21 protein-coding genes and 1 pseudogene are annotated in these 26083 nt (G+C 63.9%); 15 read left to right on the plus strand and 7 right to left on the minus strand.

Annotation, left to right across the window (positions count from 1 at the left end):
* Positions 1-7 precede the first annotated feature (7 nt).
* Genes hpaE through hpaH form a run of 4 tightly spaced genes read left to right on the plus strand, consistent with a single transcriptional unit; the run spans position 8 to position 4228 of the window.
* A complete protein-coding gene (hpaE, locus tag NKJ58_RS24560) occupies positions 8-1525 on the plus strand; it encodes a 5-carboxymethyl-2-hydroxymuconate semialdehyde dehydrogenase (protein ID WP_023692269.1) in 1518 nt (505 codons plus the stop codon).
* Positions 1526-1539: 14 nt separating this feature from the next.
* A complete protein-coding gene (hpaD, locus tag NKJ58_RS24565) occupies positions 1540-2520 on the plus strand; it encodes a 3,4-dihydroxyphenylacetate 2,3-dioxygenase (RefSeq protein WP_352519548.1) in 981 nt (326 codons plus the stop codon).
* Positions 2521-2549: 29 nt separating this feature from the next.
* Positions 2550-3425: a fumarylacetoacetate hydrolase family protein gene (locus tag NKJ58_RS24570; RefSeq protein WP_352519549.1), complete on the plus strand. Its 876-nt coding sequence runs from the start codon at positions 2550-2552 to the stop codon at positions 3423-3425.
* Positions 3419-4228, plus strand: coding sequence for a 2-oxo-hept-4-ene-1,7-dioate hydratase (gene hpaH, locus NKJ58_RS24575; RefSeq protein ID WP_023710038.1), 810 nt, complete (start codon positions 3419-3421; stop codon positions 4226-4228). Before NKJ58_RS24570 ends, hpaH begins: the two co-directional genes overlap by 7 nt.
* A 17-nt stretch (positions 4229-4245) precedes the next feature.
* Here the strand turns inward: hpaH and NKJ58_RS24580 are convergent, their stop codons facing one another.
* Genes NKJ58_RS24580 through NKJ58_RS24605 form a run of 6 tightly spaced genes read right to left on the minus strand, consistent with a single transcriptional unit; the run spans position 4246 to position 10697 of the window.
* Positions 4246-5277, minus strand: coding sequence for a phosphotransferase enzyme family protein (locus NKJ58_RS24580; RefSeq protein ID WP_352519550.1), 1032 nt, complete (start codon positions 5275-5277; stop codon positions 4246-4248).
* A complete protein-coding gene (locus NKJ58_RS24585) occupies positions 5274-6581 on the minus strand; it encodes an aminotransferase class III-fold pyridoxal phosphate-dependent enzyme (RefSeq protein WP_023686940.1) in 1308 nt (435 codons plus the stop codon). Before NKJ58_RS24585 ends, NKJ58_RS24580 begins: the two co-directional genes overlap by 4 nt.
* A gap of 33 nt (positions 6582-6614) precedes the next feature.
* The gene (locus NKJ58_RS24590; protein WP_352519551.1) at positions 6615-7964 is read right to left on the minus strand and encodes an aminotransferase class III-fold pyridoxal phosphate-dependent enzyme; all 1350 of its coding nucleotides are present in this window, start codon (positions 7962-7964) and stop codon (positions 6615-6617) included.
* 20 nt (positions 7965-7984) lie between these two features.
* Positions 7985-8647 (minus strand): HAD family hydrolase, encoded by a 663-nt coding sequence (locus tag NKJ58_RS24595; RefSeq protein ID WP_352811971.1) that lies wholly within the window; start codon positions 8645-8647, stop codon positions 7985-7987.
* On the minus strand, positions 8644-9927 hold the full coding sequence (locus NKJ58_RS24600; protein WP_023686943.1) for a Tm-1-like ATP-binding domain-containing protein: 1284 nt from the start codon (positions 9925-9927) through the stop codon (positions 8644-8646). Before NKJ58_RS24600 ends, NKJ58_RS24595 begins: the two co-directional genes overlap by 4 nt.
* On the minus strand, positions 9927-10697 hold the full coding sequence (locus NKJ58_RS24605; protein WP_023686944.1) for an IclR family transcriptional regulator: 771 nt from the start codon (positions 10695-10697) through the stop codon (positions 9927-9929). Before NKJ58_RS24605 ends, NKJ58_RS24600 begins: the two co-directional genes overlap by 1 nt.
* A 166-nt stretch (positions 10698-10863) precedes the next feature.
* Between NKJ58_RS24605 and NKJ58_RS24610 the strand changes: the two genes are divergently transcribed.
* From NKJ58_RS24610 to NKJ58_RS24620, 3 genes are all read left to right on the plus strand, one after another.
* Complete coding sequence (locus NKJ58_RS24610) at positions 10864-12312, plus strand: APC family permease (protein WP_352811968.1); 1449 nt, start codon at positions 10864-10866, stop codon at positions 12310-12312.
* Between the two features lie 65 nt (positions 12313-12377).
* Positions 12378-13571, plus strand: a complete 1194-nt coding sequence (locus tag NKJ58_RS24615; RefSeq protein WP_352811966.1) for a cytochrome P450 — start codon at positions 12378-12380, stop codon at positions 13569-13571.
* Positions 13568-15055 (plus strand): aldehyde dehydrogenase, encoded by a 1488-nt coding sequence (locus NKJ58_RS24620; RefSeq protein ID WP_352854000.1) that lies wholly within the window; start codon positions 13568-13570, stop codon positions 15053-15055. Before NKJ58_RS24615 ends, NKJ58_RS24620 begins: the two co-directional genes overlap by 4 nt.
* A gap of 175 nt (positions 15056-15230) precedes the next feature.
* Here NKJ58_RS24620 and NKJ58_RS24625 read toward each other — a convergent pair whose 3' ends face one another.
* The gene (locus tag NKJ58_RS24625) at positions 15231-17519 is read right to left on the minus strand and encodes a mechanosensitive ion channel family protein (protein ID WP_352854002.1); all 2289 of its coding nucleotides are present in this window, start codon (positions 17517-17519) and stop codon (positions 15231-15233) included.
* Positions 17520-17801: 282 nt separating this feature from the next.
* Between NKJ58_RS24625 and NKJ58_RS24630 the strand changes: the two genes are divergently transcribed.
* The 8 genes and pseudogenes from NKJ58_RS24630 to NKJ58_RS24665 form a co-directional block, all read left to right on the plus strand.
* A complete protein-coding gene (locus NKJ58_RS24630; RefSeq protein ID WP_023667842.1) occupies positions 17802-18404 on the plus strand; it encodes an ANTAR domain-containing response regulator in 603 nt (200 codons plus the stop codon).
* Positions 18405-18406: 2 nt separating this feature from the next.
* A complete protein-coding gene (locus tag NKJ58_RS24635) occupies positions 18407-19645 on the plus strand; it encodes a CmpA/NrtA family ABC transporter substrate-binding protein (RefSeq protein ID WP_031261862.1) in 1239 nt (412 codons plus the stop codon).
* A 338-nt stretch (positions 19646-19983) separates the two neighbouring features.
* On the plus strand, positions 19984-21312 hold the full coding sequence (locus NKJ58_RS24640; protein WP_023704740.1) for a CmpA/NrtA family ABC transporter substrate-binding protein: 1329 nt from the start codon (positions 19984-19986) through the stop codon (positions 21310-21312).
* Positions 21313-21404: 92 nt separating this feature from the next.
* A complete protein-coding gene (gene ntrB / locus NKJ58_RS24645) occupies positions 21405-22295 on the plus strand; it encodes a nitrate ABC transporter permease (RefSeq protein WP_023682697.1) in 891 nt (296 codons plus the stop codon).
* Between the two features lie 10 nt (positions 22296-22305).
* A complete protein-coding gene (locus tag NKJ58_RS24650) occupies positions 22306-23103 on the plus strand; it encodes an ABC transporter ATP-binding protein (RefSeq protein WP_023667847.1) in 798 nt (265 codons plus the stop codon).
* 4 nt (positions 23104-23107) lie between these two features.
* Complete coding sequence (gene nirB, locus NKJ58_RS24655) at positions 23108-25558, plus strand: nitrite reductase large subunit NirB (RefSeq protein ID WP_023686953.1); 2451 nt, start codon at positions 23108-23110, stop codon at positions 25556-25558.
* 5 nt (positions 25559-25563) lie between these two features.
* A complete protein-coding gene (gene nirD, locus NKJ58_RS24660; RefSeq protein ID WP_023686954.1) occupies positions 25564-25893 on the plus strand; it encodes a nitrite reductase small subunit NirD in 330 nt (109 codons plus the stop codon).
* 3 nt (positions 25894-25896) lie between these two features.
* Positions 25897-25984, plus strand: a pseudogene (locus tag NKJ58_RS24665) (hypothetical protein); the annotation flags it as partial.
* Positions 25985-26083: the final 99 nt, after the last annotated feature.

Here is a 26083-nt window from a genome sequence, read left to right on the forward strand (position 1 = left end):
AGCTGATATGTCCGACCTCGAAGGCAATCTGAAAAAGGCCGAGGCCTATCTGGCCCGTTTCAAGCGCGACGGCGTGCTGAACCAGATCGGCGGCGAAGCGGTGCCGGCGGTGGATGGCTCGACCTTCGAGAGCATGTCGCCGGTCGATCTCAAGCCGCTGGCCAAGGTCGCGCGTGGCAGTGCCGCCGATATCGACCGCGCCGCCAAGGCGGCAAAGGCGGCGTTCCCGGCCTGGGCCGCCATGCCGGGCGACGGGCGCAAGAAGCTGCTGCACAAGATAGCCGATGCGATCGAAGCGCGCGCCGAGGAGATCGCCTTCGTCGAGTGCATGGACACCGGCCAGGCGCTGAAATTCATGGCCAAGGCCGCGCTGCGCGGCGCCGAGAATTTCCGCTTCTTCGCCGACCGCGCGCCGGAAGCGCGCGACGGCGAGACGCTGCGCACGACAGGCCAGGTCAACATCACCACGCGCGTGCCGATCGGCCCGGTCGGCATCATCACGCCGTGGAACACGCCGTTCATGCTGTCGACATGGAAGATCGCGCCGGCGCTGGCGGCAGGCTGCACCGTCGTCCACAAGCCGGCCGAATTTTCGCCGCTGACCGCTCGCCTGCTGGTCGAGATCGCGGAGGAGGCCGGCCTGCCGAAAGGCGTGTGGAACCTGGTCAACGGCCTCGGCGAGCACGCCGGCAAGGCGCTGACCGAGCACCCTGACATCAAGGCGATCGGTTTTGTCGGTGAGAGCCGCACCGGCTCGATGATCATGAAACAAGGCGCCGATACGCTGAAGCGCGTGCATTTCGAACTGGGCGGGAAGAACCCGGTGATCGTCTTCGCCGACGCCGATCTCGAACGTGCGGCGGATGCGGCCGTGTTCATGATCTACTCGCTCAACGGCGAACGCTGCACCTCATCGTCGCGGCTTCTGGTCGAAGCCTCGGTCTACGACACATTCACGGATCTGGTTGCGGAGAAGGCAAAGCGCATCAAGGTTGGCCATCCGCTCGATCCCAAAACGGTGGTTGGTCCGCTGATCCATCCGGTGCACGAGGAAAAGGTGCTTTCCTATATCGAGATCGGCAAATCGGAAGGCGCGGTGGTAGCCGCCGGCGGCGGCAAGTTCGCCGGTCCGGGCGGTGGCTGCTATGTCAGCCCGACGCTGTTTACCGGCGCCACCAACAGGATGCGCATTGCCCAGGAAGAGATTTTCGGGCCGGTGCTGACCGCCATTTCCTTCAAGGACGAGGCCGAAGCGCTGGCGCTGGCCAACGACACCCAATACGGCCTGACCGGCTATCTCTGGACGTCGGATGTTACCCGCGCCTTCCGCTTCACCGATGCGCTGGACGCCGGCATGATCTGGGTCAATTCGGAGAATGTGCGGCATTTGCCGACGCCGTTCGGCGGCGTCAAGAATTCCGGCATCGGCCGCGACGGCGGCGACCATTCCTTCGATTTCTACATGGAGACGAAGAACATCGCCTTCGCCACTTCAGCGCACACGATCCAGAAGCTCGGCGGCTGACCGGAGGACATCGCATGCCACTGCCCAAACCAAACCTCTATCCCGCCTTCAACATCGTGCGCCTCAGCCATGTCGAACTGGCGGTCACCGACCTTGCGAAATCCCGCGCCTTCTATGTCGACACGCTTGGCCTGCAGGTTACCGACGAGACATCGGACGCCATCTATCTAAGGGCCCTGGAAGAGCGCGGACACCACTGCATCGTGCTGAAGAAGGCCGGCAGCGCCGAAGCCCGCGATCTCGGCTTCAAGGTTTTTTCGGATGAGGATCTCGACAAGGCCGAGCATTTCTTCAAGGCAAAAGGCCTGCCGGTCGAGTGGGTCGAGCGACCGTACCAGTCGCGCACCTTCCGCACCCGCGACCCGCACGGCATTCCGCTCGAGTTCTTTGCCCAAATGGAAAGGCTGCCGCCGATTCATCAGAAATATGCGCTCTACAAGGGCGTGAAGCCGCTGCGCATCGACCACTTCAACTGCTTCTCGCCCAATGTCGACGAGTCCGTCGCCTTCTACAACGAGCTTGGCTTCCGCGTCACCGAATACACCGAGGATGCCAGTAGCGGAAAGCTGTGGGCGGCCTGGACGCACCGCAAGGGCGGTGTCCACGACATCGCCTTCACCAACGGTGTGGGTCCGCGCCTGCATCACGTCGCCTTCTGGGTGCCGACACCGCTCAACATCATCGACCTGCTCGATCTGATGGCGACGACCGGTTACCTCGCAAACATCGAGCGCGGCCCAGGCCGGCATGGCATTTCCAACGCCTTCTTCCTTTATGTCCGCGACCCGGACAATCACCGCATCGAGATCTACTGCTCGGACTACCAGACGGTCGATCCGGATCTGGAGCCGATCAAATGGGACCTCAAGGACCCGCAGCGCCAGACGCTATGGGGCGCGCCGGCGCCGAGAAGCTGGTTCGAGGAGGGCAGCACCTTTGCCGGCGCGGCCGCACGCCAACCGGATTTGACGGCGTCGCCGATCATCGCACCGTGACCACAGACGCGAACCTGACGGAGACCGGGATGACTGCACCTGGGCGGCTCGCCACCTTCACCGTCGGCGGCAAGACGCGCTATGGCGTGGTCACAGATAAGGGCGTCGTCGACCTGTCGGCGCGGCACAGCCAGTGGCCGACGCTGCGCGAAGTGATCGAGGCCGGCGTGCTACGGCGGCTGGCGGAAGAGGCCGAAGCCTACGCCGTCGATTTTCCAGTCGGCGCCGTCGCTTATGAAATCCCTCTGCCGTCGCCGGAAAAGATCATCTGCGTCGGCGTCAACTACCCGGACCGCAACGAAGAGTACAAGGACGGCCAGGCCGCGCCTTCGAACCCGTCGCTGTTCATCCGCTTCCCCCGCTCCTTCGTCGGCCACGACGCGCCGCTGGTGCGGCCGCCGGAATCGCCGCAGCTCGACTATGAGGGCGAGATCGTCATCGTCATCGGCAAGGGTGGACGACGCATCGCCGAGAGGGATGCGCTTGACCATATCGCGGCACTATCCCTGTGCAACGAAGGCACCATTCGCGATTGGGTACGGCACGCCAAGTTCAACGTCACGCAGGGCAAGAATTTCGACCGCACCGGCTCGCTCGGTCCGTGGCTGGTGCCGTTCACCGACGAGGCGCAGATTGCCGACATCGCGCTGACCACCCGCGTCAATGGCGAATTGCGCCAGCAGGACCGCACCAGCCGGATGATCTTCTCGTTCCGCAAGATCATCGCCTATGTCTCCACCTTCACCACGCTGGTGCCAGGCGATATCATCGTCACCGGTACGCCGACCGGCGCCGGCGCCCGCTTCGACCCGCCGATCTGGCTGAAGCCGGGCGACGTGATCGAAGTCGAAGCCGACGGCATCGGCGTGCTCCGCAACGGCGTCGTCGACGAGGCAGCATCGTGACCCCCGAGCAAGTTGAAGATGCCGCGGCAAGGCTGTTCGAAGCCGAGCGTTCGCGCCGCCAGATCCGTCTGCTCAGCCTCGATTTTCCCGACGCGACGATGGAGGATGCCTATCGCGTCCAGGCAGCGCTGGTGAAACGCAAGACCGATGCCGGGCTGACCCCGAAGGGCTGGAAGATCGGCCTGACATCGAAGGCGATGCAATATGCGCTCGCCATCGACACGCCGGATTCGGGCGTGCTGTTCGACGACATGTTCTTCAACGACGGCGCGACGATACCCGTCGGCCGCTTCATCCAGCCGCGCGTCGAGGCCGAGATAGCCTTCGTCATGAAGGCGCCGCTGAGGGGCCCAGGCGTGACCATCTTCGACGTGCTCAACGCCACCGATTATATCACGCCGGCGCTCGAAATCCTCGACACGCGCATCGAACGCGTCAATGCCGAGACAAAGAAGGCGCGCACTTTCTTCGATACGATTTCCGACAACGCCGCCAATGCCGGCATTGTCATCGGCGGCCGGCCGCAACGACCCGATGAAGCCGATATGCGCTGGATCGGCGCCATCGTCTCGCGCAATGCGGAGGTCGAGGAGACCGGGCTTGGCGCCGGCGTGCTCAACCATCCCGCGATGGGCATTGCCTGGCTGGCGGACAGGCTCGCCCGCTACGGCATGTCCATCGCGGCCGGCGAGGTGGTGCTGTCCGGATCGTTCGTGCGCCCGGTCGAGGCGCGGCCCGGCGATACGATCGTCGCCGACTTCGGCAGCTCGGGAACGGTCAGCATCCATTTCGCCAAGAGCTGATGGCTCTCATCGGCTCGTCAGTTGGGCTGTTCGCCGCGCAGGTAGTCAATCACCACATCGGCTGCGATGGTCGACATCCGCAAGCCGACATCCCTGGTGATGTCGCCTTCGACGCGGCTTTGCACCCAGCCAAGAAAGGCGAAGGCACGCAACGCGGCGAATAGAGGCAATGCGGCGATGTCCTGCGGGATCAGCGCACGCTCTTGCTGGTAGCCGTCAAGCAAAGCGGTTTCGATCAGCGGGTAGATCGCCTCCTCGCGGTTCTGATAGAGGGCGACGGCAAGGTCGTACATGTGCCAGCCATGGCCGCAATCGTCGAAATCGATGATGCGCACCGCGCTGTCATGGATGAGCACATTTTCACGCACCAGATCGGCGTGGATGATGCCGAAATTGCGCGCGCTGCGCTCATGTTCCGACAGCGCCTTCACTGCCTTGTCGCGCGCCTGCAAGACCAGCGCGCGGCGAGGACCATCGAGAAAGGGCGAGGTCTCGAACCGGCCCCAGACCGGGTTCGCACCGAAGAAGCCGTCGAAGTCCCAGGCATGGCGGACGAAGCCCGCGGGCGGCGTCCACGAGGCAGTGACATTGTGCATATGGGCGATGGTCCGCCCGATCGCCGTGAAGATCTGGATCGACTGGTCGGCCGTGTAGGCCAGTGGCACGCCGCGTGCGCCCACGGCGCGGCCCTCCAGCCAGCTCAGGCAATCGGCCTGCCGGGGCTGCGCCGAGGTGGCCGTTCTGACAAGCACGAACGGATCGCCGGCCTGTGTTGCGACGCAAGACGGCGTGGCGACGCCGGCGGATTGCAGGAAGCCCATCCATTGCAGTTCCGAACGCAGCGCGGCGTCCGTGTGGTAGCCGAGCCGGTGGATGCGCATGGCTGCCGGCTGGCCATCCGGCAGCCGCACGCGGAAGACGGCGTTCTCGCGGTGCTTCAGAAGTTCCGGCTCAGAGTTGCGGACGCCCCAATGTTCGAGCGCACGCCTGGCGAGCTCCGTGACATCGGCTGCCGTTTCGGGCTCGCATTGGGTGGAAACAGAATTCACGCCGGCACTCCCCCGACTTCGCCCAGCACCTCGTCCAGCAGGCCGATCAGGAAGTCGGCATTGTCGCGCGAGAACGGCATGGGCGGGCGGATCTTGAGCACATTGCCGTGGATGCCGGTCTTGCCCATCAGCACGCCGCGATGGCGCATGCGATTGGCGACCTGCTCGGCAATGTCGGGCGCCGGTTCGCGCGTGTCGCGGTCGTGGACCAGCTCGGCGCCGAAGAACAGTCCGGCGCCCCTGACCTCGCCGATGCACTCATGCCGATCGGCCAGCGGGCGCAGCAGGCCAAGCGCATAAGCGCCGACGTCTTGCGCGTTGGCGACAAGGTTTTCCTGTTCGATGACGTCGAGGACGGCATTGGCGACCGCGCAGGAGACCGGGTTGCCGCCGAAGGTGTTGAAGTAGCGGAAAGCGTCGCGGAAGGTCGCCAGTATCTCCTTGGTGGTGACCACGGCCGCGATCGGATGGCCATTGCCCATCGGCTTGCCCATGGTGACGATGTCGGGGACGAAGCCGGCGCGCTGATGGCCCCAGAAATGGCTGCCGGTGCGGCCGAAGCCGGGCTGCACTTCGTCGGCGATGACCAGACCACCGGCTTCGCGCACGGCCCCCAAGGCGTCGTCGAAAAATCCGGTGGGCAGAGCCGGGAAACCTTCATTGGCGAGCAGCGGACACAAGATGATGCCAGACAGGCCAATGCCGTCCTGTGCCAGCGAAGCGATCGCTTGACGCACGGCGTCGCCGAAGGCCTTGCCATTGGCCATCGCATCGGGATGGCGATAGCTGTCGGGGGCCGGCACCAGCCTGACATGGGGGGCGCGGCCGCGGATCGGAGGCATGCGCGTGCTGAGCTGCGAAACCGCCGCCGTGTTGCCATGATAGGTGGCGTCGGTGGCGATGATGCCCATATTGCCGGAGGCGGCCTGCGCCATGCGCAGCGCTATGTCGTTGGCCTCGCTGCCGGTACAGGTCAGGATTGCGGTGGCGAGGCTTGCATCGAAGGTCGCCGTCAGCCGCTCGACATAGTCGAGAATTGCGGTGTGCAGATAGCGTGTGTGGGTGTTGAGCAGGCTTGCCTGACGGCACAAGGCCTCGACCACATGCGGGTGGCAATGGCCGACATGGGCGACGTTGTTGTAGGCATCGAGATACTTGCGGCCGTCGGCATCGTAGAGCCAGACGCCTTCGCCGCGCACCAGGTGCACGGGCTCGTCGTAGAACAATTGCGATTTCGCGCCGAGCAGGCGGGCACGCCGCTTGACGAGCGCTTCCTCGCTCGGGTTCTTCTCAGATTGGGTCATTGCGTACCAAACTCCATTGCGTCAGCGGGTCTATCAGGCCCTCGACAGACCTGCATCGATGGCCTCGCCGATCTTTGCCACGTCGGCGGCGCCGATGATCAGCGGCGGCGACAGGATGATGTTGTTGCCGGACACGCGCAGCATGACGCCGGCGTCATAAGTGGCTTCCGAAACCACGGCCATGGTCTTCTTGTCCACCGGCTTTTTCGTCGTGCGATCGGAGACCAGCTCTAGCGCAGCCATCAGGCCCTTGTACCTGATGTCGCCGACGATCGCGTGCTTGGCTTTTAGCCCCTCCAGCGTCGCCGCGAGCTCGATGCCGCGCGCGGCTGCGTTCTCGTCCAGGCGAAGCCGCTTGGTCTCGGCAAGTGCAGCCAGCCCTGCCGCGCAGCCGACAGGATGGCCGGAATAGGTATAGCCATGACCGATCGCCCCGAAGCTGGTCTTGTCGGCCTCGAAGACGTCGGCGACCTTGGCGCCGATCAAGGTGGCGCCGAGCGGGAAATAGCCCGAGGTGATCGCCTTGGCGATGGTCATGAAATCCGGCTTCACGCCGGATAGCCGCGAACCCGACCAGGCGCCGGTGCGACCGAAGCCCGTGACCACCTCGTCGGCGATCAGCAGGATTTCGTGGCGGTCGCATATCTCGCGGACCAGCGGCATGAAGCTGGCATGCGGAACGATGACGCCGCCGGCGCCGAGAACCGGCTCCATGATGAAGGCGGCAATGGTGTCGCCGCCCTGGAAGGCGATCTCGTCCTCCAGCGCTTTGGCGCACAGTTTGGCCAGCCGCGCCGGATCGGTCTCATCGAACGGATTGCGGAAGGTCCAGGGTGCGGGAATGTGGAAGACGCCGGGCATAAGCGGCTCATAGTTGCGGCGGAAATTGGCGTTGCCGTTGACTGACGCGCCACCGAAATGGGTGCCGTGATAGCCCTTCTTCAGCGCGAGGAATTTTGTCCGGTCGCCCTGGCCGCGGATCTTCCAGTATTGGCGGGCGAGCCGCAGTGCGGTTTCGACCGAATCCGAGCCGCCCGAGGTGAAGAAGGTCCGCACCATGCCTTCCGGTTCGAACCATTCGCTGAGTTCGTAAGCGAGCTCGATCGACGGGCCGGTCGACGTGCCGCGAAACCCGGAATAGTAGGGCAGGGCGCTGAGCTGGTCGGCGATGGCCTTCTTAATGGGGTCGCAGGAGTAGCCGAGATTGACGTTCCACAGGCCGCCAACCGCATCGAGCACGGTGTTGCCGTCGATGTCGGTGACCATCACGCCTTCGCCTTTCATGATCACCTTTGGCGGGTTGGCCCGCATCTCGGCCGGGTGTGCCATCGGATGCCAGATCGGCTTGGCGTTTTTCTCGGTGAGGAAATTGATGTCGCGCATCGCAAGGCTCCGCAAATGTCTCAGGAGATGAGGTCGAAATGGCCGAGGGCCTCGGCATAGGAAAGTGCCGGCCGCGCGACGTCGAAATGAACGGTGCGCATGCCGGCGGCACGGCCGCCATCGACATTGCGCTGCTGGTCGTCAACGAACACACAGGCGCCGGCAGGCAGGCCAAGCGCCTCGGTGACGAAGGCATAGGCGCGCGGATCGGGCTTGAGGATGCGGGTATAGGTGGCGTCAACGATGGTGTCGAACAGCTCGAGCAGCGGCAGCCGCTGACGGAAGCCGGCGCCATAGAACAGATCTAGCTCGTTGGACAGGATCGCCAGGCGAAATCCCGCCGCATGCACGGTCCGGATGGCGCGGACGGCTTCGGGCCGCACGATCTTTTCCGGCTCGGCTCCGCGTGCGCGCTGGACGAATGTCTCCATCGCCTGCCAGTCCTCGCCGACGAGCCGGCCGACTTCGCTGGTGCGGGTGCGCCAATAATCGCGCTCGCTGATCTCGTCGGCCTGCATGGAGCGCCACAGCAGATCTGAATCCGGGTCGAACGGCCCGTGCCATTGCAGCGTTCCCGGCGCGAGGCCGAGCGCCTGTTCGGTCAAGGCATGGGTCTCGAAAATGGTCCGGGTGACGACGCCGCCGAAATCGAGGACGAGCGCCTGGGCAGGAACAGCGCTCACGCAGCCACTCCCTTGGCCGGCATGCCGCGCGGGATGATGCCTTCCTCGACCCAGCGGTCGAAGATTTCGAGCGCCTTGCCGACGAACTCGTCGCTGTTGATGTGGGCGTCGATCTCGTGGAACTCGACGCCGGCGGGAATGGCCTTGCGCATCTCATCGGTGAACGCCGCGAGGGCTTCGGGTTCGTACAGCGGCTCGCCCTGCGCATCCCATTCCTGGATGCCGCCGGAGGGCAGGATGAAAGCGGAGCGCCCCTTCGACGCACCGAGCTTGGCGGCGATGGTCCTGGCGACTTCACGGCGGTCGGCGGCATCGACGGTGATCGAGCCGATCAACCTGTTATGAGCATGGAACGGCCGCTGCGCGAACTTTGTCGGCAGCGCCTGCCAGGTCGGCAAATCGACCATGTCCACGGCGCCAGGGGCTGCGATCTGCGGAATGCCGCGGGCGCCGGCATTCTCCAGCCGGTCGGCGCCGGAGCTGACGACCGAACCGGCAAGATGATTGGTGATCTCCTGCAGGCTGAAGTCGAACACCGCGCAGAAATGGTCCTGGCTGGCGATCGATTCGAAGGCCCGGCCCCCCATCCCGGTGGTGTGAAAGACTGCGACGTCATAGCCGCGCTGCTCCAACGCCGGCTTCAGCGTCTTCATATAGCGCAGGCAACTGCTGCCCAGCGAAGTCATGCCGATGGTCGGTCCGACCGCCGGGGCCGAAGCACGAGATGCAAGCACGATCCTCGCCGCACCGACCACCGCGCCGCAGGCCTGGGAAAGGACCAGCTTGCAGATGGTGTTGAGGCCGTAGAGCCCGCCTGCCCACAGGATCATCATCAGGTCGGGCGCGACACGCTCGGGCGGAATGAGATGCGAGTAGGCGATGGTCGAGACTACGAATTTCGGCACGCCGAGCGGCAGGCACAGCGCGACATCGAGCGCCAAATCGGTTCCCATCGAACCACCGATGGCGATGAAGGCGTCGATCTCGCCGCGCTGGTGAAGCTGGCGCACCAGCTGAACGGCGCCGACGGCCATCAATGTCATGGCGGTGTTTTCATCGCCGCTCGAGACGATTTCGGCCATCGTCACGCCAGCGGCCCGCGCAACGGCATGCTTGTCGTGATCGGGACTATAGGCGGGGGCGCCTAGCACGCTAACATCCATCATCACGGCGCGGCCACCGGATGCCTCGATACACGCTTTCATGAACAGCAGTTCGTCGGTCTTGGTGTCGCCCGTGCCGATGACCAGGATGCGGGGCGTCGCCATATCTGCAGACATCAGGCCTGCCTCCTCAGGGTTTGCAGGTTTTCGCCATTGAGGCGCATCGAAATCTCCCGTGCCGCGGTCACAACCGCAAGCCCTCGTTCCACGATCGTAGCCGGTGTCGTCCTGGCCTTCGGGGCTGCCACCGCAATTGTCCCCAGCGCAAGACCATCGGCGGCGCGGATTGCAGCCGCGACGCCGATCACGCCGTCCTCATGGCCCTGGTCGCAGATCGAATAGCCGCGGTCGCGCGCCTCGCCGATCGACTTTGAAATGGCGGCCGGCTCGACGAGGGTATGATCGGTGAAGGCCTCAAGCGAACCTGTCAGGCATGCTTTCACCGTCGCGTTGTCGGCGAAGGCCAGATAGGCGATGCCGGAGGCGGTGGAATGCAGCGGCAGAAGCTGGCCGATATCGATGTTCACCCTGTTTGCCCAGCTTGAATGCTCGACATGGACGGTGATCAGTCTGTCGACGCCGAATTCCGACAGATGCACCGTCTCGGTTGTCGAACCCGCCAGATCCTGCGCCACGGGAATTGCCGTTTGCAGGAACGGGAAGCAGGCTTCGCGGATACGCGCCAGCCGCGACAGGCCGGCGCCGAGGCGATAGTGCCGCGTGCCGGCATCCTGCTCGACGAAACCATGGCCGCCAAGCGCCACCAGCAGCCGCCGCGTCGTCGCCTTGTCGAACGCACACCGCCGCGCGAGATCGGAAAGTCCGAACTCGGGTTCGTCCACCGTGAACAGCTCCAGAAGTGAAATCGCCTTGCCGACCGTACCCATCCAGCCTCCCGCTCGGATAGAAACTTAATGTGTGAATTAACTTGACAGGCATCGGCATTCTTTGCAAGTCTATATTCAAAATAAGGGTTCAAATAATGAACCGATGGCATTCAGGGAACAGGCCGAGCGGCCGCGAACCCAGGGGTTCGTAAAACTGGAGGGACAAATGTCAGCAGTTTCGGAACAGGCGCCCGCCAACAGGCTGCGCAAGAACAGTCTTGGCGTCGGCGCTATCACCTTCATGGTGATTTCGGCGGCGGCGCCGCTCACCGCGGTCGCCGGCGGCACGCCGCTCGGCATGCTTATGGGCAATGGGGCGGGCTTTGCCGGCACCTATCTTATCGTGACCGTGTTGCTGCTGCTGTTTGCGGTCGGCTACGTCGCCATGTCGCGCCATGTCGGCAATGCCGGCGCGTTCTATGCCTATGCCGCGCGCGGGCTGGGCGGTTTTGCCGGCGGCGCAACCGCAATCATCGCGATCCTGTCCTACAACGCCATGCAGATCGGGGTCATGGGCCTGCTGGGGGCCGCGACCGCCGGCCTGTTCGCCGGCTGGGGCATCGACCTGCCCTGGTGGGTGTGGAGCTTCATCGCCGTTGCCATCGTCGCGGTGTTGGGCTACCGCCAGGTCGACCTGTCGGCCAAGATCCTGACGGTGCTGGTGCTGTGCGAATACATCGTTGTGCTGGTGCTAGACCTCGCCATCCTCAAGACCGGTGGCGACAGTGGTCTCTCGGCGGCGCCGTTCAGCTGGAGCCAGATCGTCAGCGGCTCGCCCGCCATCGCCATCCTGTTCTGTTTCGCCGCCTTCATTGGTTTCGAGGCGACGACGATCTACGCCGAGGAAGCCCGCGACCCCAAGGTGACGATTCCGCGCGCCACCTATTTCTCAGTGTTGCTGATCGGCGTCTTCTACATGGTCACGGCCTGGCTGATGGCGGTCGGCGCCGGCGTCGACAAATTGTTGCCCGCACTGCAGGCGCTTCAGGATCCGACGACTTTCCTGTTCGGCCTGTCCGACCGCTACGCCGGAACCATGCTGTCGCACGCCATGGGCATTCTGTTCGTGTCGAGCCTGTTTGCCGGCGTGCTGGCGTTCCACAACGCGGTTGCCCGCTACATCTACGTCTCGGGCCGCGAGAAGCTGTTGGCCGAAGCGATCGGCGTGACGCATTCAGTGCACCAGAGCCCGCATGTGGCTTCCGTCATCCAGAGCGTGTTGGCCGCGATCGTCATCGGACTGTTCGCGGTACTCGGCCTCGATCCGGTGCTGGCGCTGTTTTCCTGGCTGACCAATGTCGCGACGCTGGGAGTCATCGTCATGATGGCGGTGGCCTCGCTCGCCGTGGTGATGTACTTCGGCGCCAACCCGTCGACGCAGGAGAATGCGCTGAAGACCACCATCCTGCCTGGGCTGGCCTTCATCGCTTTCGTCGTTATCATCTACCTGATCGTCATCAATTTCGGCAGCCTGTCCGGGGCCGGTGGCTTCCTTGGCGTGTTCCTGCCGGGACTGGTGCTGATCGCCGCGGTGGTCGGCCTGCTGCTTGCCGGTGCGTTGAAGAGCCGGGATCCGGTTGCCTTCGAAAATCTCGGGGTGCCGCTGAAGGACTAGGGACAAAGGACAAGGGGGTAGCGCGTTCGGCGCCGCCCCTTTCCATCGCAAAGGGAGTAACGGCGTTGAGCTTTGCCGAGAGCATCACCGTTGAGGCGCTGGAAGCCGATCCGTATCCGATCTATGCGGAACTGCGGCGCAGCGCGCCTGTCGCTTTCGTGCCGGCGGTCAATCTCTGGTTCGTCACCCGCTGGAAGGACGTCGAGACCGTCGCAAAGTCACCCGACATCTTCTCCGCCGTCGTCGGTACGTCTCCGGTCGAACGCTCGTTCGGCAAGCCGACCATCCTGACCACCGACGGCGAAACGCACAGACAGCTGCGCCAAGGCGTCGATCCGAAATACCGGCCGCGCACCGTCGCCGCCTATGCCGGCGACCTCGTGCGGTCGATTGCCGAACCTTTTCTCGACCGGATCGCCGAACAAGGCTCCGCCGAGCTGATGGCGGATTATTTCGAGCCGGTGTCGACGCTCAGCCTGGCGCGCTCGCTGGGCCTTGTCGACATCGACATGGCGACGCTGCGCCGCTGGTTCTATGGCCTCGCGCAGGGCGCCATCAATTTCGAGAACGACCCAAAACGGCAAGAGATCGCCGACGCGATCAGCGCCGAGGTCGGCGCTGCCATCCGGCCGACTCTGGATAGACTTGCGCGCGCCCCCGACGACTCGGCGCTGTCGCATATGCTGCATGACGGCATGCCGGAAGGCACGACGCGGCCGATCGATTTCTTGATGCCGAGCATCAAGGTCATTCTGCTTGGCGGCATGCAGGAGCCCGGACATGGTGCCGGTTCGATCCTCGCCGGCCTGCTTGCGCATCCCGAACAATTGCGGCAGGTGCTCGCCGATCCCGAGACCTTTGTGCCCAGGGCTGTCGATGAAGGCTTGCGCTGGGTGGCGCCGATCGGAACCCAGACGCGGCAGACGACGCAGGCGGTCGAGCTTGGCGGCGTAACCATCCCTGCCGGCGCCGCGATCGCTGCACTTGTCTCCTCGGCAAGCCGCGACGAGAGCCGCTTTGCCGATCCAGACCGCTTCGACATCAACCGCAGGGAAGGCAATCATGCCGCCTTCGGCTTTGGTCATCATTTCTGTTCGGGCCGGTTTTTCGCGCGCGAGCAGATGTGCCTTGCGTTAAGGCTGCTGCTCCTGCGCTTCCCCGATCTCAGCCTGGTGCCGGGCAAGGTGCCGGTGTTTCGCGGCTGGGAATTCCGCGCGCCAACCACGTTGTATGTTTCCCTGGGAGTCCGCCATCAATGATCAGCCAGAATGCCATCGACGCGCTGCGCAAGACGGAGATCGGCGAGCGGGGCTTGTTTATCGATGGCGTACAGGCCGCAGCGACGAGCGGCGCGACGCTGGCGGTGATTTCGCCGATCGACGGCCGCCCTTTTGCCAGCATCGCCGACGGCAATGCGGCCGACATCGATCGCGCGGTCCGATCGGCGCGAAAAGCATTCGAGAAGGGTTCATGGTCGCGCGCCGCCCCTGCCTTTCGCAAGAAGGTGCTGACGAAATTTGCCGAGCTGATCGAAAAACATGTCGATGAGCTGGCCGTGCTTGGCGTGCGCGACAACGGCACCGAGATCGGCATGGCTTACAAGGCCGAGCCGCTGTCGGCGGCCGGCACCATCCGCTACTACGCCGAGGTGATCGACAAGGTCTATGGCGAGATCGCGCCGACGGCCGACAATGTGCTCGGGCTGATCCACAGGGAGCCACTCGGTGTCGTCGGCGTCATCGTGCCGTGGAACTTCCCGCTGATGATCGGTGCCTGGAAGATTGCGCCCGCACTGGCCACCGGCAACAGCGTCGTCGTCAAGCCGCCGGAGATCGCCTCGCTGACCTTGCTGCGGCTGGCCGAACTCGCAAGCGAGGCTGGACTTCCCGAAGGCGTGTTCAACGTCGTTACCGGTCATGGTGCTGTCGCCGGCGAAGCGCTTGGCCTCCATATGGATGTCGACGCCATCGCCTTTACCGGATCGGGGCCGGTCGGCCGGCGGCTGCTCGAATACTCCGCCCGTTCCAATTTGAAGCGGGTCTTCCTTGAGCTTGGCGGCAAGTCGCCCAACATCGTCTTTGCCGACGCTCCGGACCTGAAGCAGGCGGCGGTCGTCTCGGCCAACGGCATCTTTCGCAATTCAGGCCAGGTCTGCGTGGCGGGCTCGCGTCTGCTCGTCCAGTCGTCGGTCTATGATCTTTTCATGGACGAACTTGTCTCGGCAACCACGCGGCTCAAGGTCGGCGACCCGCTCGATCTCGCCAGCGATATCGGTGCGGTATCGAGCGCCGAACAGCTGGACAAGAATCTCGGCTTCGTCGCCATGGCGCAAGCCGAAGGCGCCCGTCTCGTCGCCGGTGGCGAACGGATACTGACCGAGACCGGCGGCAGCTACATGGCGCCGACGATCTTCGAGAACGTGACGCAAGAGATGCAGTTGGCGCGCGAGGAGGTGTTCGGACCGGTGCTCGGCGTGATGCGCTTCGAGACCGAGGAGGAGGCGGTGCATCTGGCCAACTCCACTGTCTACGGACTTGCCTCGGCGGTGTGGACCGCCAATCTTTCCACGGCCCATCGCATGGTGCGCGCCATCAACGCCGGTGTCGTCCACGTCAACACCTATGGCGGAGCCGATATCACCGTGCCGCTTGGCGGCGTCAAACAGTCCGGTTTCGGCCGTGACAAGTCGCTGCATGCGCTGGAGAAATTTGTCGACCTCAAGACCGCCTGGATTGCGCTCTGAGCCTCGCGGAAAGGCCAGCATATCTGCTCTTTTCGTCAAGCTTGACCTCAGAACGCCACGCTGGTGCTGGTTGGCGGCGATCAGGTCGTCGCTATCGGCAGCTCGACTAGCGTGGTGTCGCGGGTCCAGGCTTTGCGCGGAAAGCCGTGTTGCGACCGGCGGGTATCACAGCGTCCTACTCCGTTGTGCCGGCTTTTTTTCTGCGCCGATTGGTGTGCGACTGGGCGACGGCCATTCGTAATTCAGGTGTGACCTCCAAACGCGCATTCTCTGTCCCATGCGGGTCTTGCAGCCCCTGGACGTGGACGGTCGGGAATGGGAGCTCGATGCCCTGCTCCTTGAAGGCCTGGCGGAGGCGCAAAAAGAACCTGCCTTTCATGCTGAAGGCGCCTCCAGGTCTGGTCGTGACCTTGACCCTCAAGACGATGCCGTACTCGCCGAACTCCTGCACCCCCTGCATCTTGATCGGTTCGATCACCCAGTGTTTGAACTCCGGATCTTCCGCCAGTTCCAGGCCAATTCGCTTGATCAGTTTGCGAGCAAAGTCGATATCGGTGTCATAGCCAACGGTGATGTTGAATTTGTCGGTGACCCAGTCACGGCTCTGGTTCTGCACGGCGCCGAGTTCGCCGAAAGGTATCGTGAACAGCGGACCACGATGGTGGCGCAGCTTCACCGAGCGCAGCGAAAAGCTCTCCACCGTACCCCTGTAGCTGCCCGATGAAATGTATTCGCCGACACGGAAAGCATCGTCGAGCAGATAAAACACGCCAGAGATCACGTCCTTGACGATGGTTTGCGCGCCAAAACCCACGGCGACGCCGACGACGCCGGCGCCGGCGATCAGCGGGCCGATCTGGATTCCGATCGAAGCGAGCATCATCAGCACCGCCATCACGATGATCACCGCGAGCAGAATGTTCTGAATGATCGGCAACAGCGTGTGCAGCCGCGCCTGATGCGGATCGAGGGTGAGGATGTCCTCCTCGCCCATCACGGCTTGCGGTATCGCGACGCCCAGCTTTCGTTCGATCAAGGCTTTGATGATCGACCAGCCGAAATCGGCAGCAAGGGCAATGACCACGACGTTGATCAAGCCGCGCAATATGAGCATGGTGGTCGTATCGCTGCCGCGCATGGATTGCATGTCCAGGCCCAGTACGCGTGCGAGAAGGTAAGCCGCCGCGAGGATGAAAATCATCCGGATACCGCGATCGATGACAGCGATCGTCACCGCCGGGATCGTCGGCCGGCCCGCATCTTCCGAACCGGGCCGCAGGACGAAATTAACCCCGCGCTCTGTCAGCACAATTGCCAAAGGCAGGAAGAATGCGGTGAAGGTAAACCAGAAGAATGTGTAGAGGCCGGCAATGCGTTCGAGGAACAGAACGACGAAATAAGCCGTCAACAACCATGTCACTGCCGTGTGACCGCTGTGGCGCGCGCCGTCTCGCTGCGTTCTTGGCCGACGCCAAATGGCCAGCAGGAAGAGCAACAGCAGGATGAAATCGGCGCCCACCGACAGGACCATCATTCCGTCCTGGTCTATGCCGAGACCCGGCAAGAGGACAAACGCGGCGGCGAAGAAGGCGAAAACGCCGACGATCCGGGGCAGCCAATAAGCCCAATGGTCAGCAGCTCCGTTGGTGATCGGCAGGGCACGAACCTCGATGGCGTGCTCGACCTCCATGAAAGAAGGGACGAGCGTGGCCATCACGTATAGGCGCACAGCCCACGTAAAGACCGCAGCCATCAGAAATGTCAGCACAATCTCGCGGATGAGCGCTGGCCAGTCGAACAGCATGAACGCACCGGCGCTGCCCAGCGCGAACGAGCCGATCATCATGCTGGAATAAAGCGTGCGGCCGCCGATCTTCTTGGCCCGCCCGATGGGCGTATCTCTGGGTTGCGCGATGATCCAAAGACGAAATGGACGGGTGAGCTTGTATATTGCCCAGGTGAGCGCCAGGCCGGCAGCGATAAAGATCGCAATCAGCACCAATATGCTGACGGGGCCCTTGCTGGACATATCGTCCATTGTCTGGGCCCGGACGCGCGCGAACTGGCCTGGCAGTGTGGGCACGGTTCGCACGATTTTCTCGATGTGATGCTTGATCCGATCGAGCGTCGAGGATGCCATTGTATTCATCTGGCCCGGTGCGGCCACGGCGTCGGCCGGCGGAGCGCCAGCCGCAGCAGGCGCTTCCGTTGATCCAGCGGCCGGATTTCGTTGCTCGGCCACCCAGGCCTTCACCGACGGATCGTCGAGAAGCTCGAACAGCTGTTTGACCTTGTCGGGCGCGACGGCGGCCGGTGACTGCGCCTGTGCCGGGCCAGCCAGCAGGAGGGCGATCCCAAGGACGAACGGCCCGGCAATCAGGGCAAACTTCGTCGTCAGGCCTCCGAGACGCCGTGCCGGGCGCGCCAGCTTGCTGGCTCCCAATCGTCGATTCATGAGCAGCATCGTGCGGTAACCTTCCGGTCAGATCGGCGAGCAAGGACAGCTATGTCCGTCGTTGCCCCCACCTTTAACAAGCCGATGTTGCGGTGCAAGTCTCATCGCACCTAGACCGTTGGGTAGGGCACCAGGCGACCGGCAAGGCTGTCATCACCAGTGCCAGCGTTGCGCTGCATTCCCTGTCCCGACCACCTAGACCGGGTCGTTGTCGGTCGGGGGTTGCTCCGCGGCGGGAGCCTGTGACCATGCCGCATTGCACAATTTTGCGACCTTGCCCACAATGCACGCATGGTCCGCAGCTCACTCGCCGTCCTGGTCATCGACGAAAACCGTATCCGCGCCGCGATCATCGAGGCAGGTTTGCGCGAGGCCGGCCATGAGCGGGTCACCGTCATCCACGACGTGACCGGCATTGCGCGGCGCATCGCCGAGATCGAGCCGGACGTCATCGTCATCGATCTGGAAAACCCGAACCGCGACATGCTGGAAAACATGTTCCAGCTGTCGCGTGCGGTGAAGCGGCCGATCGCCATGTTCGTCGACCGATCGGACCAGGCATCGATCGAAGCGGCGGTCGATGCCGGCGTTTCGGCCTATGTGGTCGACGGCCTCAGGCAAGAGCGCGTCAAGCCGATCCTGGACATGGCGGTCAGCCGCTTCAACGCTTTCTCGCGCATGGCGCGCGAGCTGGAAGAGGTTCGAGGGGAGCTTGAGAGCCGCAAGGTGATCGACCGTGCCAAGGGCATCCTGATGAAGTCGCGCGGCCTGACCGAAGAGGCCGCCTACACGCTGCTGCGCAAGACGGCGATGAACCAGAACCGCAAGATCGGCGACATTGCCCAGAGCCTGGTGACTGCCGCCGGGCTGCTCGGGCCGTCGGAGGACGAATGAGCATGAGCGCCGAGCACCAGATCACCGCCGGCTTCATGCCGCTCTTCGACAGTGCCGTGCTGGTTGCGGCGGGTGAGCTTGGATTTGCCGCACGCGAGGGCATCGATCTCACACTGCACCGCGAGACCTCCTGGGCCAACATCCGCGACCGCATCGCCATCGGCCATTTCCACCTGGCGCACATGCTGGGGCCGATGCCGCTCGCCTGCAATCTCGGGCTGACGCCGCTTGCTTCCGAGACCATCGTGCCGTTTTCGCTCGGGCTTGGCGGCAATTGCATCACCATCTCCAACGCCGTCTGGGAAGGCATGGCGGCACACGGCGCCATACCCGATCTTGAGCCCGCGCGCGCGGGCGCAGCCCTCGGTGCCTTCATTCGCGACCGCGCCGGGGCTGGCGGCGATCCGCTGCGCTTTGCCGTGGTGCACCCGCATTCGGGGCATAATTACGAACTGCGCTACTGGCTTGCCGGGTGCGGCATCGATCCGGAGCGCGAGATCGAGATCGTCATCGTGCCACCGCCCTTCATGGCCGATGCGCTGGTCGCCGGGCGGATCGACGGCTACTGCGTCGGCGAGCCCTGGAACAGCGCCTCGGTCGCCGCCGGCACCGGCCATATCGTCACCGTCAAGGCGCTGCTGTGGCGCAACAGTCCGGAGAAGGTGATCGGCGTGCGCAAGGCCTGGTCGCAGGAGAACCCGGTCGCGCTGGCAGCATTGCTGCGCGCGCTGCATCATTCGGCGCGCTGGTGCCAGGATCGGGGCAACCACGCCGAACTGGCTGGTGTGATGGCTCAAGCTGGCTTCCTGGGCCTGCCACCAGCTGTCCAGATGCCGATCCTGACCGGCCATCTTGAACTGGGCGGCGGCGCCGAACTGGATGTCGACGACTTCTTCCTGCCCTTCGACAAGGCGGCGAACTTTCCGTGGAAGAGCCATGCGCTGTGGTTCTATACGCAGATGGTGCGCTGGGGGCATGTCGAGCACACGCCGGAAAACCTTGCTATCGCCCGTGACTGCTACCGTCCCGACCTCTACCGCTCGGCGCTAAAGCCGCTTGGCGTTGCACTTCCCGGCGCCAATGCGAAGGTCGAGGGCGCGCTTAAGGTCGCCACGGCTGTCGGTGCGACCGGGGCAGGCTTGGTGCTTGGGCCGGACGGCTTCTTCGACGGTCAGACCTTCGACCCCGACGAGATCGACGGCTATATTGCGCGCCAGAAAGCGGCTCGCGCGGAAGCCTGATCATTCTCGCGCCATTCTTGTGCATTGCACAAAAAATGTGCGTGCGATTGCTGTAATGAACAATCTTTGACCTGCTTGCGATGTCGCCTCGCGTGCCGGCGTCTGGCGCGTAATGTTGATTTCATTTAGGTTTTTCGTTTCACTCAGAACTGGCACGGTTCCTGCTTTGAATTAGCCAGGCCCTTCGCGGGTCACGGAACAGGCGTCCAATGGCGGGCGCCACAGGCAAAGCTGCCGCTCAGGTCAACGACGCGATCCCGGATGTACGGACGCGCGAGGCCTGGACGGCGGCTTTTTTGTTTTGGGCCACTCGACGAAGCGTTCAACCGGAGATCACGATGAAAGAAAAAATAGGGAAATGGATCGGGACGGGAACATCGCTCAAGGATGTGACGCGCCGCGATTTTCTTGTCAGCAGCGCCATGACGGCCGGCCTGTTCGTGGCGGCCCGCAAGCTCTTCCCCTCGGGCGCCTATGCCGCCACGACCGCTCCGGAGGTCACCGGCGCCAAGCTCGGCTTCATCGCGCTGACCGACGCGGCGCCGCTGATGATCGCCAAGGAGAAGGGGCTGTTCGCCAAGTTCGGCATGCCCGACGTCGAGGTGCTCAAGCAGGCCTCCTGGGGCGCGACGCGCGACAATCTGATGCTCGGCGGCGAAGCCAACGGCATCGACGGCGCTCACATCCTGACGCCGCTGCCGTATCTCATGCACACCGGCAAGGTGACGCAGAACAACCAGCCGATGCCGATGGCTATCGTGGCGCGGCTCAACTACGACTGCCAGGGCATTTCGGTTGCGCAGGAATACGCCGGCACCGGTGTCGGCCTCGACGCCTCCAAGCTGAAGGACGCTTTCGCCGCCAAGAAGGCGGCAGGCAAGGAAATCAAGGCCGCCATGACGTTCCCGGGCGGCACTCATGATTTGTGGCTCCGTTACTGGCTGGCCGCCGGCGGCATCGATCCCGACAAGGACGTCTCGACCATTGTCGTGCCGCCGCCGCAGATGGTCGCCAACATGAAAGTCGGCAACATGGACGTGTTCTGCGTTGGCGAACCGTGGAACGAACAGCTCGTCCACCAAGGCGTTGGTTTCACCGCCGCCACCACCGGCGAACTGTGGAAGGGTCATCCCGAAAAGGCGCTCGGCCTGCGCGCCGAATTCATCGACAAATACCCGAACGCCACCAAGGCGATCGTGATGGCCGTCATGGAGGCCCAGCAATGGTGCGAGGCCACGGAGAACAAGGACGAGATGGCCGCCATCATCGGCAAGCGGCAATGGATGAACGTGCCTGTCGCCGACATTATCGGCCGCCTCAAGGGCGACATCAACTACGGCAACGGCCGCGTGGCCACCGGCACTGACCTCTACATGAAATTCTGGAAGGGTGGCGTCTCCTATCCCTACAAGAGCCACGACAGCTGGTTCCTCGCCGAAAACATCCGTTGGGGAAAATTCGCGCCGACCACCGACATCAAGACGCTGGTCGATCAGGTCAATCGCGAGGATATCTGGCGCGAGGCGGCGAAGGATCTCGGCGTTGCCGCAGCCGATATTCCGGCCTCGTCGTCGCGCGGCGTCGAGACCTTCTTCGACGGCAAGATTTTCGACCCGGCCAACCCGTCGGCCTATCTCGACAGCCTGAAGATCAAGGCATCGGCTTGACCAGCGCAAACGGTGCGTTGCGCCGTTTGTCGCCCCAGCGCAACGGCGCTTCGCCGTTGTCGCCCGCATCGACCCCGGAGTTATACCCAGACATGTCCATCCAAGCCATTGAGGAAACCACGGTGAAGGCGTTCCCCGCCAAGCCTGCCGCGGTCATCGCTTTCACCGCCAAAGCGCGGCGCCGCTTCGACCCGATCGCGATCGCCGGCAGGCTGGCCACCGCCCTGGTGCCGCCGGTCATCGTTATCGCCTTCATGCTGGTCGTGTGGCAGATCGCCTGCTCGTCGCCGACCGCCAGCCTGCCGCCGCCCAGCCAGGTGTGGAACGAGGCCTATGATCTGATCGCGCATCCGTTCTTCAACAACGGCCCGCAGGATATCGGCCTTGCGTGGCGGGTGCTGATCTCTCTGCAGCGCGTCGCCATCGGCTTCGGCCTGGCGGCGATCGTCGGCGTCGCGCTCGGCGCCCTGGTCGGCCAGTCGATCTGGGCCATGCGTGGCCTCGATCCGGTGTTCCAGATACTGCGCACCGTGCCGCCGCTGGCCTGGTTGCCGCTGTCACTGGCTGCTTTCCGCGATTCCAGCCCGTCGGCGCTGTTCGTTATCTTCATCACCTCGATCTGGCCGATCATCATCAACACCGCCGTCGGCGTGCGAAACATTCCGGAAGACTACCGCAACGTCTCGCGCATCTTGCGGCTCAACCAGTTCGAATTCTTCGTCAAGATCATGGTTCCGGCCGCCGCACCCTACATCTTCACCGGCCTCAGAATCGGCATCGGCCTGTCCTGGCTCGCCATCGTCGCCGCCGAAATGCTGACCGGCGGCGTCGGCATCGGCTTCTTCATCTGGGACGCCTGGAACTCGTCGCGGCTGCCCGACATCATCGTCGCGCTCGCCTATATCGGCGTCACCGGCTTCTGCCTCGACCGCCTGGTCGCTGCGGTCGGCGCTTTCGTCACCCGCGGCACAACGGCAAAGTGAGGAGAGGGCGATGACGGCCTATCTGAAGCTCGACCATATCGACAAATCCTTTGCCCGCGGCGGTCAGGTCAGCGAGGTGCTCAAGGACATCAGGCTGACCATCGACAAGGGCGAATTCGTCTCCATCATCGGCCATTCCGGCTGTGGCAAGTCGACCTTGCTCAATCTGATCGCCGGGCTGACCAAGGTTTCCGCCGGCGCCGTGCTGCTTGAAAACAAGGAGGTCGACAGCCCCGGACCCGAGCGCGCCGTGGTGTTCCAGAACCACAGCCTGCTGCCATGGCTCACCGTCTACGAAAACATCAGCCTGGCGGTGTCGAAAGTCTTTGGCCGTTCCAAGAGCAGGACCGAGCGACATGACTGGATCATGCGCAATCTCGATCTCGTGCAGATGGCCCATGCCAAGGACAAGCGGCCGGCCGAAATATCGGGCGGCATGAAGCAGCGCGTCGGCATTGCCCGGGCGCTTGCCATGGAGCCGAAGATCCTTTTGCTCGACGAGCCGTTCGGGGCACTCGACGCGCTGACGCGCGCCCATCTGCAGGATGCGGTCATGGACATCCATTCCAGGCTCGGCTCGACGACGATCATGATCACCCACGATGTCGACGAGGCGGTGCTGTTGTCCGACCGCATCGTCATGATGACCAACGGTCCGGCGGCGACAATCGGCGAGGTGCTTGCGGTGCCGCTGCTGCGGCCGCGTCGACGCGTCGAACTCTCTTCCGACCGCACCTTCCTGCGCTGCCGCGAAGCGGTGCTGAAGTTCCTCTATGAACGCCACCGCTTCGTCGAAGCCGCGGAGTAACGCCATGACCGAAAAACTCGTCATCATCGGCAACGGCATGGCCCCCGGGCGCATGCTGGAGCATCTGCTCGAACAGGCGCCGGGCCGCTACACCGTGACCATTTTCAACGCCGAGCCGCGGGTGAACTACGACCGCATCATGCTGTCGCCGGTTCTCTCCGGCGAAAAGGCCTATGAGGAAATCATCATCCACGGCGACGGCTGGTACATCGCCAACAACATCACCCTCTACAAAGGTCACAAGATCGTCGCCATCGACCGGGCGGCCAAGACAGTCACCTCCGATCACGGCGTCACCGAGCCTTACGACAAGCTCGTCATCGCCACCGGATCGGTGCCCTTTATCATTCCGGTGCCCGGCCATGATCTGCCGGGGGTGCTGACCTATCGCGACCTCGACGATGTTCAGGCCATGATGCTTGCCGCCCAGTCGCGCGCCAAGGCCGTGGTCATCGGCGGCGGCCTGCTCGGGCTGGAGGCGGCAGCAGGTTTGAACGCCCAAGGCATGGACGTCACCGTGCTGCATGTCATGCCGACATTGATGGAGCGCCAGCTCGATCCAGCCGCCGGCTATCTCCTGCAGCGCGCGGTGGAACAGCGCGGCATCAAGGTCATCACCAAGGCCAACACCCAGGCGATCACCGGCAACGGCAAGGTCGGGCAGGTGGAGCTTGCCGACGGCACCATCATCCCGGCAACGCTGGTGGTGATGGCGGTTGGCATCCGGCCGAATGCGGCGCTGGCCAGGGAGGCCGGCATAGCCGTCAATCGTGGTATTGTCGTCGATGCCGGCATGCGCAGCAATGACCCCGACATCTACGCGCTCGGCGAATGCGCCGAGGTCTACGGCCAGGTCTACGGGCTGGTCGCGCCGCTCTATGAGATGGCGCGCGTTGCCGCGAACCAGTTGGCCGGCAACGAGGCAGCGGCCTTCGTCCACATGGACACGCCGACCAAGCTCAAGGTCACCGGCATCGACCTGTTCTCGCTTGGCGACTTCGCCGAAGGCGAGGACCGCCAGGAGATCGTGCTGCGCGATGCCGCCGCCGGCGTCTACAAGCGCCTTGTGCTCAAGGACGACCGCATCATCGGCACCGTGCTTTATGGCGAGACGGCGGATGGGGCCTGGTTCAACGATCTCAAGAAGAAGCAGACCGACATATCGGAGATGCGCGACACGCTCATCTTCGGCCAGTCCTACCAGGGGGGTGCCCCGCTGGACCCTATGGCGGCCGTTGCAGCCTTGCCGGATGATGCGGAAATCTGCGGCTGCAACGGCGTTTGCAAGGGAAAGATCACCGGCGCGATCACGGCCAAGGGCCTGGCTTCGCTCGACGACGTGCGCGCCCACACCAAGGCATCGGCTTCCTGCGGTTCGTGCACCGGGCTGGTCGAGAAGCTGATGGTGCTGACCATCGGCGACAAATACAACCCGGCCGCCGTGCAACCGATGTGCGGCTGCACCACGCTCGGCCATGACGAGGTGCGCCGGCTGATCATCGCCAAGAGCCTGAAGACCATTCCCGCCGTCATGCAGGAGCTGGAATGGACGACCTCCTGCGGCTGCGCAAAATGTCGGCCGGCGCTCAACTACTACCTCGTCTGCGACTGGCCGAACGATTACGCCGACGACTATCAGTCGCGCTTCATCAACGAACGCGTCCACGCCAACATCCAGAAGGACGGCACCTATTCGGTGGTGCCGCGCATGTGGGGCGGCGTCACCAACGCCGCCGAACTGCGCGCCATCGCCGACGTCGTCGACAAGTTCGAGATACCGATGGTCAAGGTCACCGGCGGCCAGCGCATCGACATGCTGGGCATCCGCAAGGAGGATCTGCCGGCGGTGTGGGCCGATCTCGGCCAGGCCGGCTTCGTCTCAGGCCATGCTTACGCCAAGGGCCTGCGCACGGTGAAGACCTGTGTCGGCTCCGACTGGTGCCGCTTCGGCACGCAGGATTCGACCGGCCTCGGCATTCGCATCGAGAAATTCATGTGGGGCTCGTGGACCCCGGCCAAGGTTAAAATGGCGGTGTCGGGCTGTCCGCGCAACTGCGCCGAGGCGACCTGCAAGGATGTCGGCGTGATCTGTGTCGACAGTGGCTACGAGATCCATTTCGCCGGCGCCGCCGGCCTCGACATCAAGGGCACCGAAGTGCTTGGCCTGGTCAAGACCGAGGACGAGGCGCTGGAGCATATCGTCGCGCTGACGCAGATGTATCGCGAGCAGGGCCGCTATCTCGAGCGCATCTACAAATGGGCCAAGCGCATCGGCATCCCCGAGATCAAGCGCCAGATCATGGACGACGGTGCAAAGCGCAAGGCCTATTACGAGCGCTTCGTCTTCAGCCAGAAATTCGCCCAGGTCGACCCGTGGTCGGAACGCGTCTCCGGCAAGGACAAGCACGAGTTCCGGCCAATGGCTTCTGTCGGGTTTGCGCAGGCGGCGGAGTGATCAAAATGGACTGGATATCGATCGGCTCACTCTCCGACATCCCGCGGCGTGGCGCGCGCTGCGTCGACACACCCGAGGGTAAGATCGCCGTCTTCCGCACGCAGGACGATCAGGTCTACGCCATCGACGATCATTGCCCGCACAGAGGTGGGCCGCTGAGCCAAGGCATCGTCCACGGCACCGCCGTCACCTGTCCCTTGCACAATTGGGTCATCTCGCTGGAGACGGGCAAGGCGCTCGGCGCCGACGAGGGCGCCGTGCGCACCATTCCTGTGCGGATCGAAGGCGAGCTCCTGTTCATTGCGCTGAAAGCGCTGGCCAGCCGCGCGGCCTGAAGCATGGAACTGGGCGAAGCGCGCGAGGTGAGGACCACCTGCCCCTATTGCGGGGTGGGTTGCGGCGTGCTGGCGAAAGTCGCCGCGGGCCGGGGACTGAACGGCCCCGGCCGCCCCCCGCCAACCACCGACATAGGGCCGCGCAGGGCCCACGGCGGCGCCCCGGGGCCCACCAGAGCCCACGGCGGGG

Source organism: Mesorhizobium sp. M0139 (assembly GCF_040322455.1).
Lineage (GTDB): Bacteria > Pseudomonadota > Alphaproteobacteria > Rhizobiales > Rhizobiaceae > Mesorhizobium.